Annotated in this window: 12 protein-coding genes; 3 read left to right on the top strand and 9 right to left on the bottom strand. The window is 29.5% G+C overall.

Features of this window, described 5'->3' with window-relative positions:
* Nucleotides 1–10: 10 nt before the first annotated feature.
* The 8 genes from NQ543_RS01895 to NQ543_RS01860 form a co-directional block, all read right to left on the bottom strand.
* On the bottom strand, nucleotides 11–1,243 hold the full coding sequence (locus NQ543_RS01895; protein WP_004609036.1) for a M24 family metallopeptidase: 1,233 nt from the start codon (nucleotides 1,241–1,243) through the stop codon (nucleotides 11–13).
* Between the two features lie 57 nt (nucleotides 1,244–1,300).
* Entirely contained in the window at nucleotides 1,301–2,965 is a 1,665-nt protein-coding gene (locus NQ543_RS01890; protein WP_004609035.1) for a peptide ABC transporter substrate-binding protein, read from the bottom strand.
* A gap of 17 nt (nucleotides 2,966–2,982) precedes the next feature.
* The gene (locus tag NQ543_RS01885; protein ID WP_004609034.1) at nucleotides 2,983–3,957 is read right to left on the bottom strand and encodes an ABC transporter ATP-binding protein; all 975 of its coding nucleotides are present in this window, start codon (nucleotides 3,955–3,957) and stop codon (nucleotides 2,983–2,985) included.
* Nucleotides 3,958–3,960: 3 nt separating this feature from the next.
* Complete coding sequence (locus NQ543_RS01880; RefSeq protein ID WP_004609033.1) at nucleotides 3,961–4,971, bottom strand: ABC transporter ATP-binding protein; 1,011 nt, start codon at nucleotides 4,969–4,971, stop codon at nucleotides 3,961–3,963.
* Nucleotides 4,972–4,986: 15 nt separating this feature from the next.
* Nucleotides 4,987–5,922, bottom strand: a complete 936-nt coding sequence (locus NQ543_RS01875) for an ABC transporter permease (protein ID WP_004609032.1) — start codon at nucleotides 5,920–5,922, stop codon at nucleotides 4,987–4,989.
* 11 nt (nucleotides 5,923–5,933) lie between these two features.
* Nucleotides 5,934–6,851, bottom strand: coding sequence for an ABC transporter permease (locus NQ543_RS01870; protein ID WP_004609031.1), 918 nt, complete (start codon nucleotides 6,849–6,851; stop codon nucleotides 5,934–5,936).
* Between the two features lie 236 nt (nucleotides 6,852–7,087).
* Nucleotides 7,088–7,621: a thermonuclease family protein gene (locus tag NQ543_RS01865; protein ID WP_004609030.1), complete on the bottom strand. Its 534-nt coding sequence runs from the start codon at nucleotides 7,619–7,621 to the stop codon at nucleotides 7,088–7,090.
* Nucleotides 7,614–8,201 carry a ribonuclease H1 domain-containing protein gene (locus NQ543_RS01860; protein ID WP_039903620.1) on the bottom strand — a complete coding sequence of 196 codons (588 nt, stop codon included), beginning with the start codon at nucleotides 8,199–8,201 and terminating at the stop codon, nucleotides 7,614–7,616. Before NQ543_RS01860 ends, NQ543_RS01865 begins: the two co-directional genes overlap by 8 nt.
* 198 nt (nucleotides 8,202–8,399) lie before the next feature.
* On the opposite strand from NQ543_RS01860, the gene pepT reads away from it, so the two are divergent.
* The 3 genes from pepT (at nucleotide 8,400) to NQ543_RS01845 (ending at nucleotide 12,541) form a co-directional block, all read left to right on the top strand.
* Complete coding sequence (pepT, locus tag NQ543_RS01855) at nucleotides 8,400–9,608, top strand: peptidase T (RefSeq protein WP_004609028.1); 1,209 nt, start codon at nucleotides 8,400–8,402, stop codon at nucleotides 9,606–9,608.
* A 4-nt stretch (nucleotides 9,609–9,612) separates the two neighbouring features.
* Nucleotides 9,613–10,509, top strand: a complete 897-nt coding sequence (locus NQ543_RS01850) for a diacylglycerol/lipid kinase family protein (RefSeq protein WP_004609027.1) — start codon at nucleotides 9,613–9,615, stop codon at nucleotides 10,507–10,509.
* 388 nt (nucleotides 10,510–10,897) lie between these two features.
* On the top strand, nucleotides 10,898–12,541 hold the full coding sequence (locus NQ543_RS01845) for an aryl-sulfate sulfotransferase (RefSeq protein WP_039903618.1): 1,644 nt from the start codon (nucleotides 10,898–10,900) through the stop codon (nucleotides 12,539–12,541).
* A 57-nt stretch (nucleotides 12,542–12,598) separates the two neighbouring features.
* Here NQ543_RS01845 and pflA read toward each other — a convergent pair whose 3' ends face one another.
* Nucleotides 12,599–13,348: a pyruvate formate-lyase-activating protein gene (gene pflA / locus NQ543_RS01840; protein WP_004609025.1), complete on the bottom strand. Its 750-nt coding sequence runs from the start codon at nucleotides 13,346–13,348 to the stop codon at nucleotides 12,599–12,601.
* Between the last annotated feature and the right edge of the window lie 16 nt (nucleotides 13,349–13,364).

Here is a 13,364-nt window from a genome sequence, read left to right as displayed (position 1 = left end):
ATTTATCCACCTATTTAATAAAATATATATGCTCGCGCCCAGGATATAAATATATTAATCCTTCTTTAGTAAAAGCAACTGTTTCTTCAGTATAGAAATAATAATCATATCCAAAAACTTTTGCCTTGGTATTTAATTCTAATGCATATGTAGTATCATATGACATTAAAACATCTCCTTTTATCAAAACTTTATCCTGATTATTCCATAATCCTATTGTTGGTCCCGGACCATGTCCATAAAAATTACATGGATGTGAATACAACATTGCTTCAATCCCTTCATCACGTGCTATTTTCAATGAATCCTTTAAAACATCATTTCCGCTTTTATTTTCTTGCATACAACTAGCAACTATATCTTGAAAACGGTTGTTAATCTTCATTCCTTCAATCAAATCAACGGGTAAGCAGTCTTCATCATCTTTTGCAACATACGCAAGTCTTTGCGTATCGCTGCAAATATTTAAATATCTAATTCCAAAATCACAATGAAGCAAGTCACCTTTTTCAATAACTCCAAAATGTCGTGGATTATTTAATCCTGGTCTTTGTAAATCAACCGTTGGCTCAAACCAATAATCCAAACCTAAATCTTTTACTTTTTGCATCATTAACCACTGTAAATCTTCACAAGTTGTTTTACCAGGTATAATATTCTTTTTACTAAAAACATCTTCAATAATAGAAAATGCAACTTTCATAACTTCAGGATGTAATTTTAATTCAGTTGGTGTTCTAAGCTCCATTAATTTAATTGCAAGTAAATCATTTCTTATAATTCTATCAGTATATCTTTGATCCATTTTACTAGTTATCATTTCATATAACCCCTGAGTTAAACCATCACTAAATGCAAAATTATCAGAAACATTAATTGCAATATTTTTAGGGTCATATTCAAAACATAAACGATTTAAACATGCCATTTGATCTTCATGATTAAAATCAATCCAGTAACTAGTATAATATGGATCAAGTTCCTCACTTGGCATACATAATGAATAACGATGAATATTACCATTTTCTCTTACAAATACAAAAATTGAAATTCTTCTTGCAGTAGGATAATTTGCAGGTGTGATTGCATGAAATAGAGGATCTTCATTATACTCTTTAGAAGCACAAATCCACATATCAACATCATTATCAGACATAACTCTAGGTAAAATCATTTCTAATCGTTCTTTTAAACAAATATCTTTTAGTTCGTATTGTTCTTTTATCAACTTAATATTACTCATATTAAACCTCCTATCAAAATAAGGTACACTAATAATGTGTACCTTATTAATTAAATTTTATTTTTCAATTTTAGCATATGCCAATTGATAATGACCTTCTGGTGAATGAGTAACACCACTTACTTTAGATGATAATAAATATGGTTCAGTATATCCAAATAATGGAATAATATAATGTTGTTCACCTACTAAATAGTTTTCAGCTTCATGTAAAGCATTCATACGAGCAGTTTTATCATCAATAGCATTAGCTGCTGCAACCATTTCTTCAAATTTAGCATCATCAACAGTATTACCTAAAGTAGTTTTACCAACATACATTGATAAATAAGCCATCGGATCAATAAAATCAGCAGTCATTGCATGACGGCATAATTCAAAATCACCTTTATCACGTTCTGCAAAGAAAGCTTCACCTTCATTAGCTTGTAATTCAAGATTGATATATGCTTCTTTCATTGAAGCTTGAATAGATTGAGCTACATTTTTATGCATTATACTATCGTTATATTTATATGTTAAATTTAACATATTATCTTTACTATAACCTTTAGATTCCATAATTGCTTTAGCTTCATCTAAATTATATTCAGCTAATTTTTTAACTGCATCTTGTTCTTCACGGAAATCTCCAGTTGACCCTGGAATACCTTTTGGAATTAATCCACTTAATTCATAAGCGTTTTCACCATATCCAAGTGCCTTTAATACATCTTTACGATTGATTGATAATCCAATTGCATTACGAATATCAGGATCTTTTAATACTTCATTTGTATTTTCATCACCAGCATTTACTAAAATATAGTAATTACATACAAATGGATCAATTTTCCAAGATTGTTTCTTTAAATCAGCTTTTGCATTAATTGTATCAATGTTACATGAAGTTGCAAAATCGATATCTCCACTTTCAAAAGCACTAGTTTGAGAATCCATATCAGCCATTACTTTAAATGAAATAGAATTTAATGACACTTCTTTTGCATTATAGAATTCTTCATTTTTAACCATAAATACTTCGTCTTTAGTATTTACAGAAGTAACTTTAAATGGACCATTATAAGGTACATCATCATTATTTCCCCAGTTAGGATCAGTAATATCTCCATCTTTAGCATTTTCTTTTAAGTAATCTTCTCTAATTGGATAGAAAACTGTGTTAGTTAATAAAGATGTGAAATATGAGCATTTAGCTTTTAAAGTAATTTGAATAGTAGTATCGTCTAAAGCTACAGCTCCAAAGTCTTTTAATTCACTCATTTTAGTAAATGGTGTATCTTCTTCGACACCAGTTTTCTTATTTTTTACCATGTGAGAAGTACCAGTGATATATTGCCAGATAAATTGAGTGTAATAACCACCAGTAGTTATCGCACGTTTCCAAGCATATACAAAGTCAGAAGCTTTTACAGGTTTACCATCACTCCATTTTGTATCCCCACGCATTTTAATTGTGTAAGTTAACCCATCTTCACTGATTTCAGGCATATCAGTAGCTATATTAGGTAAAACATTACCATCAGTATCAAGTTTATATAATCCATCATAAACTTGTGCTAAAATATTTGCAGTTACAGAGTCATCGACAATAGCAGGATCTAGATTTTCTGTGTCTTTTCCAACTGCAACTCTTAAATCGGCCTGTTCTCCCCCGCCACAACCTGTTAAACAAGTTAATGCCATAAGGAAAGAAAGACCATAAGCCATTAATTTTTTCATGTTTTTTCCCCTTTCAATTATTTATCATATAAGAAACATGCAACTTGACGATTTCCAACATTTTTCAATGTAGGTTTTTCTTTCGCACATCTCTCAGTTGCCTTTGGACAACGTGTCCTGAATACGCAGCCACTAGGCGGATTTATCGGACTAGGAAGCTCTCCTTCCAGTACGATACGTTCTTTAACACGAGCAGTTTTAGGATCCGGAATTGGAACCGAAGATAACAACGCTTGTGTATATGGGTGTAACGGATCATGATAAACATCATCAGCTTCCCCAACTTCAACAATATTTCCTAAATACATTACCCCAATACGATCTGAAATATGTTTAACCATACTTAAATCGTGAGCAATGAACAAATATGCAATTCCCATTTCTTCTTGGATTTTTTCAAGAAGATTAATAACTTGTGCTTGAATCGAAACATCAAGAGCTGAAATCGGTTCATCACAAACAATAAATTTAGGATTTAATGCAAGAGTTCTTGCAATTCCAATTCTTTGTCTTTGCCCTCCAGAAAACTCATGAGGGTAACGACGAATATGATCTGGCTTTAACCCTACAATTTCCAATAATTCACGAACTCTTGCTTCACGTTCTTCTTTAGTATTTAAAATACCATGAATATCCATTGGTTCACGAATAATTTCACCAACAGTCATTCTTGGATTTAAACTTGCATATGGATCTTGAAAGATCATTTGCATATCTTGTCTAAATTTCTTTAATTTTGCACCTTTGATTTTAGTAATATCTTCACCTTCAAAGATTATACTACCAGCAGTTGGCTCATAAATTTTAACTAAAGCTCTTCCTGTAGTACTTTTCCCACATCCAGATTCACCAACTAAACCAAATGTTTCACCTTCAGCAATTTCAAAATCAACGCCATCTACAGCTTTAACAATTTGTTTTTTAGCAAGAAATCCTCCTGAAACTGGGAAATGTACTTTAAGACCCTTTACTTTTAAAATTGGTTCACTCATCTTTTATTCCCCTTTCTTTAATGCCATTGGATTTCCTAACCAACATGAGCAAATATGTGTAGCTGAATATTCACGATATTCATCCATTTTTAATGGACAAATATTCATTGCATCTTCACAACGATCTACAAATGGACATCCATCAGAAATATTTAATAAATCAGGTGGTGACCCTGGAATTGGATGTAATTCTTTTCTTTCCGTATCTTCAGGATTTGAAATACAAGATAATAAACCTTTTGTATATGGATGTTTTGGACTATAGAAAATTTCATCTGTTGTTCCCATTTCTACAATCTTACCACCATACATAATTGCAATTCGATCACAAATACTTGCAACAACACCAAGATCATGAGTAATCATAATAATTCCTGAATCAATTTCATCTTTTAAACTACTAATCAATTCTAACACTTGTGCTTGAATAGTTACGTCTAATGCTGTCGTAGGTTCATCAGCAATAATAATTTTAGGATCACAAGCAAGTGCAATTGCGATAATAATTCTTTGTCTCATTCCACCAGAAAATTGATGTGGATACTGACTAATACGTTTTTCTGGAGAAGGAATTCCTACTTTTTTCATCAAATCAATTGCTTTATTACGAGCATCTGTTTTTGAAATTCCTGGATTATGATTAATAATTGGTTCAATTAATTGAGTTTCAATTTTAAGAGTTGGATTTAAGAAAGTCATTGGATCTTGAAAAATCATCGCCATATCATTTCCACGAATATCATCCATTGTAGTTTCATATTTTTTATTCGAATCAAAGCTTAATGGCGAAATTTCTTTACCATCAATTTTAATAGAACCATTAGTTACTTTACCATTAGCGGCAAGTAACCCCATGACTGAAAACATTGTTTGTGATTTACCTGATCCAGATTCACCAACAATTCCTAAAACTTCACCTTTGTCTACATAAAAAGACACATCACGAACAGCTTTAACTGTTCCGTTTTCTGTACTAAATTCAGTAGTAAGGTTATTAACTTCTAACATCTTCATTTTACGACTACCCTCCTACTTCTTTTTAGGGTCAAGGGCATCCCCTAAACCATCACCAATAAAATTCAACGCTAACATTGTTAAACAGATTGCAAGAACTGGCCATACAACTTGTAACGGTTGTGAGCTAATCATTGCTCTTGCATCGTTAGCCAACGTACCCCAACTTGCCTGTGGAGCTGAAAGACCAATTCCTAAGAAACCTAATGTTGCTTCATAGAAAATTGAACTAGGCACTAGCATTGAAAATGATACAATGATAGGTCCCATACTATTTATAATCAAGTGTTTTAATAAAATACGTGATTTACTAGCGCCTAAAACAAATGCAGCTAATGAAAACTCTTGTTCTTTTAAAGTCATAACTTGAGCACGTACCTGTCTTGCCATCCCCATCCATGAAGAAATACAGATTCCAATAATAATTGATTGGAAATTTGAACCTAATACTACTGTAATCATAATTAAATACAACATGTCAGGAATTGAATATAAAGCATCAACAATACGCATCATTACCATATCGATTTTACCACCAAAATATCCGGCAATAGCACCATAAGTAACTCCTACTAATAATGAAATACTAGCAGCAGAAAAACCTACAGCTAATGAAATTCTACCACCATACATAATTCTAACTAAGACATCACGGCCAAAGCGATCTGTCCCTAAAAAATGTTCAGCTGATGGTTTAGCAAATGTATTTGCCATATCTTGTCCATCATAAGTATATTGAGAAAACATTGGAATCAAAATACATGCAAGTGCCATAATCGCTAAAAAGCATAAACCTACTAACGCTAACTTATTTGATTTAAAACGATTCCAAGCATCAGCTAAATATGTTTTACTCTCATATGAAATTTTTTCACTATTCTTTTTTGAATCATCTAACTTCTCAAACATTTCAGGAGTAAGTTCGATGTCCATAACATTATTTCTTTCCATCTTGCCCCTCCTTATTTCAATTTAATACGTGGATCAACTATTGCTGATAACACATCTGTAATAATATTAAATGTAATAACTAAAAATCCTAAGAAAATAGTAAGTCCCATAATCATCGGATAATCACGCGTTTGAATACTAGAAACCATTTCACGTCCAATTCCTGGAATTGCAAACAATGATTCAATTACGAAACTTCCTGTAAGCATATATGCAAATGCTGGACCTGCATAAGTAATAACAGGTATCATTGCATTTTTAAGTGCATGTTTAATTATTACCTTTTTATATGGTGTTCCTTTTGAACGAGCTAAAATAATGTAATCTTGTTTCATAACTTCAAGCATACTGCTTCGAGTTAAACGACAAATCATCGAAATCGGATAAAAAGCAAGTGCCATTACTGGCAATACATAATTCGCTGGTGTATCTAATCCTACAAAAGGCAGGACTTTCAAATTGACCCCCAAAATTATAATTAGTAAAATTCCTATCAAAAACGATGGTACAGATACCCCAATTGTTGCAATAAACATACAAACATTACTAACCCATTTTTGCTTTGACAGTGCCGCAGCGGTTCCTAAAGAAATTCCCACAATTATTGCTGTTGCAAAAGCAATAGAACCTAATTTAGCAGTAACTGGAAAGCTTTGTGTGATTGTATCTGATACTTCACGTCCAGAACGTACTATACTTTCACCCAAATCACCATGTACTAAATCAGTCATATAAATTTTATACTGTTCAAATAATGGCTTATCTAAATTATACTTTTTCATCATCAATTCACGCTGTGCAGCGTTTTTAAATTTTTCACCACTAATTGGCGACCCTGGTGTTGCTTTCATCAAGAAAAATGTTGCAGATGAAAGTAAAAACAGAGTAACAATTCCAATTAGCACCCTTTTTAAAACATACCTTAACATTTAATCACCTATTCCTTTACTATATATTTAAAAGAATACCTTAAAATTGCCCAAATTTCAAACATTTTTTTACATTTAGCTTCCTGATTAAACGATTAAAATTCCAAAAAAACCGCTAATTGTATACGATTATACAGAATTTTATTAGTAAAAAAATTTTTTAAAAATTTTATTTTTTTCTTTATAACTATCCAATATTTTTTAAAAACACTAAATTTATAACTAAAAAGTGCAACTTAATTTTCACTATAAATTCCCCTATTCTCCATCCTTGCTTCCTTATCTGCATTAATAATAAGCTCACTATAAGTATAATCATAGCCATAATCATAAAACTTTTCAGCTAGGCCTTCTTGAGCCAATTTTTTCTGTAACAATTCACCATCAACAAATACCCAAGCTAATAATCTTCCATATTTATCTTCACTATCTCCATCGTTATTTAACTCTAATTCAATCGTGTTTGCGTTAGATAATTGTTCTTTTGTATAATCACTTGCTTCCTTTCCATATGGTTCAATTTGATTCGTTGATTCAGGTGTGTCAATATATAAAAATCTTACTTTAGTTTTTTTTCCATCAATATCAAACCATGCCGTATCTCCATCAACACATTGATTCAATGTCACTTCAAAGCGCTCTGAACCTGATACTGGTTTATATTCCTGATAAAAATTAAAACCTAAAATACCTAAAATTACAATTATTCCTAACCATGATTTAGATAATTTACGATATTGTCCTTTTGTCATTTTTATTTTTTTAACCATTAATCCCTACCGCCTTTTTAGCCAACATATCTGCCTTTTCATTATAAAAATCTCCACTATGAGCTAGTACTTTGACAAAGATAATTTCTAAATTTTCACGATATTTAGAAACTTTTTTTTGATATTCTTGAGTTCCTTTTTTATTAGCTTTCCACGTAGCATTAGCCCATTTTTCAATTCCTTCATAATCATAATAAATGCAAATTTGTTTATATCCATTACTATTAGCATACTCCATAGCACAGATGCTTCCTAAAATTTCTCCAGCCACATTACGCATAGAAACGTAATTTTCATCATTGCCTTTACCATACATTTCTTTTATAACCTGTTGTCCTTCAATAATCACACAACCAAATCCATATTCTTTAGTTTTAACATTATAACTACCATCAACATATGCAATTAATCCATTATTAAAATGTACTTTCTTTTCTTCAATAAACATAAGAGCATCTTCTTTATTACTAAATGATTTATAAACAGCCCCTTTAAACTTATCTACTTGCATTTTACATTCATCCCAAGAATTGTAAATTCCAGGTTTTCTCCCTATTTTTACCGCATAAAATTTTGCCATTACATTCTCCATTTCACTATTTAATAATATTTAAAAAAACTTAATTTTTAGGATAATTATAATATCACTATCAAAATATTTAGTGTTTTTTTAAATATACATTATTTTAAACTAGAAAAATTAAATAGTAAAGAGTCAAGGTTGTTTAATCAATAATATTGAGTATAATTAAAGTATTAGAGTTAAAGGAGAAAAAATATGAATATTGAAGAAAGATTTTTAAAATATGTCAGCTATGACACACAATCTGATGAGTACTCAAACACTACTCCATCAACATTAAAACAATTAGAATTAGGAAAAGCGTTAGTCAAAGAAATGTTAGAAATTGGAATTGATGATGCTCATTTAGATGAATATGGTATTGTTTATGGAACTATTAAAGGTAATGGAGGTACAGGTGATATTATTGGATTTATTGCCCATATGGACACATCACCAGATGCTAGCGGTAAAGATATCAAACCACAAAAAATAACTAACTATGATGGTTCAATTATTGAATTAAATAAAGAATTAGGATTATTATTAAATCCTGAAGAATTTACAAGTTTAAAAAAAATGATTGGACATGATCTAATAACAACTGATGGTACTACATTATTAGGTGCTGATGATAAAGCCGGTGTAGCAATAATTATGGATCTTGCTGATTACTTATATCATCATCCTGAAATCAAACATAACGATATTAAAATCGCTTTTACACCTGATGAAGAAGTTGGACGTGGAACAGATAATTTTAATGTAAAAAAATTCAATGCTAAATACGCCTATACTGTAGATGGTGGAGATATAGCTGAATATAATTATGAAAATTTTAATGCATATAGTGCTGATGTTGAAATTACTGGTAAATCAATTCATCCTGGTAATGCTAAAAATAAAATGGTAAGTGCAATCAATTTAGCAATCGAATTTGAAAATATGTTACCAGAAGACAAAAAACCTTACTATACTGATGGTTATGATGGTTTCAATCATTTACATCATCTAGAAGGTAACTGCGAAAAAGCTAAATTAGAATATATTATTAGAAATCATGATTTACAATTAGCTAAAAAGCAAATTGCAGATTTTGAAAGAATTAAAACATATTTAAATGATAAATATGGTTATGATGCAATTAAATTAACCATTAATGAATCATATTTAAATATGGCTGAAATAATCAAAGAAAATTACTATATCATTGAAAAACTACAAACAGCAATGAAAAAAGTAGGAATAGACGGCTATGCTAGTCCAATTAGAGGCGGAACCGATGGAGCACGTTTAACATTTATGGGATTACCTTGTCCAAATATTGGTACAGGTGGTGAAAATTATCATGGTCCTTTTGAATTTGTATCACTTACAATGATGAAACAAGCAGTAGAGATTATTAAAGAATTAGTTAAAGAATAAAAATATGAAACGTTGTCTATTTATTATTAATCCATCATCTGGTCAACGATCAATACAAAATAATTTAGATAAATTAATTGGTCAATTAACCTTAAAAAAAATAGTTAATCACATTGATGTTTTTTTCACTGCAAAAAAGGATGATGGTTATTATAAAGCCTTAAAATGCAAAGAAACAAATTATGATTTTATCACTGTAGTAGGTGGAGATGGAACTATCAATGAAGTTGTAAGTGGCATGGTAGAAAGCAATAAAACTATTCCACTTTGTATTTTAGCCGCTGGCACTGTTAATGATTTTGCAAATTATTTAAACCTTCCTACTAATATTGATGATATATGTAATTTAATTAATAATTTTAATACTATATGCTGTGATGTGGGTAAAATTGATAATCATTATTTCATGAATGTAGCTGCAGGAGGAATGTTTAGTGATATTTCTTTTACTGTTAGTAAAAATGAAAAGAAAAGATTAGGTCCTTTAGCATATTATCTTAATGGACTTGCAAACTTACCTAATCAATTAAATACAAATATTAATCTTAAAATTGTACTTGATGATGTAAATGTAATCAAAGAGGAAGCTAAGATGTTTATGATTACAAACACTAATCGTGTAGGTGGTTTTGAAAATATCATTCCTTTAGCTGATATTCAAGATGGTTTATTGGATTTAATTATTATAAAAAAATGTTCCATCACTGATCTAGTAGCACTTTCTAAAGATTATATTTTAAAAAAACATGCTAACAGCCCTTTTATTTCATATTATCAGGCTAAAAAAATAGAAATTTCTAGTAAACAAGATGTGATAATTGATATAGATGGTGAAGAAGGTTCATTATTGCCAGTAACTATTCAAGTTATTCATAAAGCAATTAATATTTTAATTCCATAAAATATCAATTAAAGTAAAATAGCTTTTTATAAGTTATTTTACTTTTTTTATTAATAAAATTATTTAATAAACACATCTCCTTTTTACTCTAAAATTTCTACATTAAATTAATTCTTTAAAAAAAAATAATATTTTTATAAGAATTTGTTAATTATTTTAATTTATTCAATAATTTTCACATAAATGTATATAATAATTTATTTATAGGAAAGTAAGTGTGAAAATAAAATTTGTTATTAATCGAAAAAATAAAGAAATAGTAGATATTACTTGTGAAAAAAACAAATTGAATAGTAATATCCTAAAATTATTTAGATTAATGATAAATTAAAATTTTTATCACATGTTTGTGTCCTACCGACGAAAGTGGACGGAAATGGAGGAAAATATGAAAAAAATAAAATACTTAATTATAACATTATCAATAATTAGTTTAATTCTTATCTATTTTTATAATAATAATAATAGAATGATTACAAAAGCTTCTAGTAACGATAAAAACAGTATACTTTATCTAGAAATGAACGATACAACAACCGAACCAAAAACAATCTATAGCGAAAAATATCAAAATAAAATCCAACAACAAATAGATAGAGCCAAACAAAAGAATAATTATACATTCAAAGAACCATTATTAATCGAAAACCCTTATGGAACAAATACTACAGGGGTATATATGTACTTTACAACCGATAAAGATTATCAAGCAACTTATACAATTAGTTGCAATGGCTATGAAGACTTCACACAAACTTTAAACACCAATACATCTAGTGGATATACTAAAGAACATGAATACCTATTAGTTGGTTCAATTCCTAGTGAAAAAAACATAATTACTGTTACATTACATGATACCCAAGGCAATGAAGTTGATACATTAACTTGGTCGTATCAAGCACCTGATTTATTAGGAGGTAATGAATATATAACTGTTGAAACTGAAACATATGATACTAATGCTTCTCTTACAAATGGTCTATATACAGTATTAGGTAATGATGTAACAGAAGATAGTGATACTCTTGCATACATGCGTCTTTATGATAACTATGGAATTATTCGAAGTGAAATTCCAATTATTTCATATCGTAGTCATCGTTGTCTTTTTGATGATAATACGATGTATATAAGTGTTTCGAGTACAAAGATTGTTGGAATTAATCAAACTGGTTATGTCTCTACTATTTATGATACTGGTGATTATAAATTGCATCATGACTATATTTTTGACGACAATAAAAATCTAATTGTATTAGCTTCAAAGAAAGATACCGAAACAAGTGAAGATAAAATTATCATGATTGATCATGATAGTGGCGAAATATCTGAATTAATTAATTTAATTGATTTATTCCCAGATTATTATAAATTAACATCAAAACCTAAATCTGCTGATAATCTTGATTGGATGCATATTAATTCATTAGAATTAATCAATAACGATAGTTTAATTATTAGTTCGAGAGAAACATCTACTATTATTAAAATTAATGATATTTATAGTGAGCCATCTGTTGATTATATGATTGGATCAGATAATTTCTGGCAAGAAAGTGGATATGATAATCTTCTATTAACAAATGCTAATGATTTTTCACTCCAAGCAGGTCAACATTGTGTCACTTACGCAACTGATAGTTCTTTAAGTGATGGTCAATATTATTTATACTTATACAATAATAATATTGCTGTTAGTACAACAAGACCCGACTATAATTGGAAAGAAGATCCTAATTATACAAATGTATCTTATGATTCTAAAGATGGTGTTTCTCATTACTATAAATATTTAATCGATGAAAATACTAAAACTTTTGAGCTTATTGCCGATATTCCAGCTGAATATTCTGGATATGTTAGTAGTGTTCAAGAAATAGATAATAATGTTATTATTGATAGTGGTATGGCAATGACATGGTTTGAATACGATAAATCTGGTTCATTAATCAAAAAATTTACAACAACTGGAGGTAAATTTCTCTATCGTGTTTTTAAATATACTTATAATGACTATTGGTTTCAATAACCAATAGTTTTTTAAATAAAAAAGTTCCTACTTTTATTAAAGTAAGAACTATTCAAATTATTTATAATTATCTACATGTAATAATTTATTTGCGTTATCTACTCTTTCTTGAGAAGGTGGATTGACACCTTCTAATTGATATGGAATATTTAACTCCTCCCATTTAAATGTACCTAAAGTATGATATGGTAAAACTTCAACCTTTTTAACATTGTTTAAACTACTAATAAATTTATCAAGTTCAATCAAATATTCATCAACATCACTTATTCCTGGAACAAGTACATGACGAATCCATACAGATTTATTTATATCAGAAAGATATTTTGCCATATCTAAGATATTATCATTTGGTTTTCCTGTTAACTCTTTATGTTTTTGACTATCAATATGTTTAATATCTAATAATAACAAATCAGTGTATTTCATTAATTCATTAAATTTATTAAAAAATGGTTCTTCACGAGTAAAATTAGCACCACTAGTATCAATACAAGTATTAACACCTTCTTTTTTAGCTAATTTAAATAACTCAATTAGAAAATCAATTTGTAATAATGGTTCTCCACCACTAATTGTAATTCCACCTTCATTACCCCAATAGGTCTTATACTTTAATGCTTTTTCTAATGCTTCTTGTGGCGTCATTTCCATCGTTTCTTTACTATTTGCCCAAGTATCTGGATTATGGCAATATTTACAACGCAATGGACAACCATGTAAAAATAAAATGTAACGAACACCAGGCCCATCTACCGATCCAAAACTTTCAATTGAGTGGATGGCACCTACAACTTTATTTTCCATATTTTTCACTCCTTTT

It is taken from the genome of Thomasclavelia spiroformis DSM 1552 (assembly GCF_025149465.1).
In the GTDB taxonomy this organism is placed as follows: domain Bacteria; phylum Bacillota_I; class Bacilli_A; order Erysipelotrichales; family Coprobacillaceae; genus Thomasclavelia; species Thomasclavelia spiroformis.
This window is presented reverse-complemented; position numbering and strand designations above follow the sequence as displayed.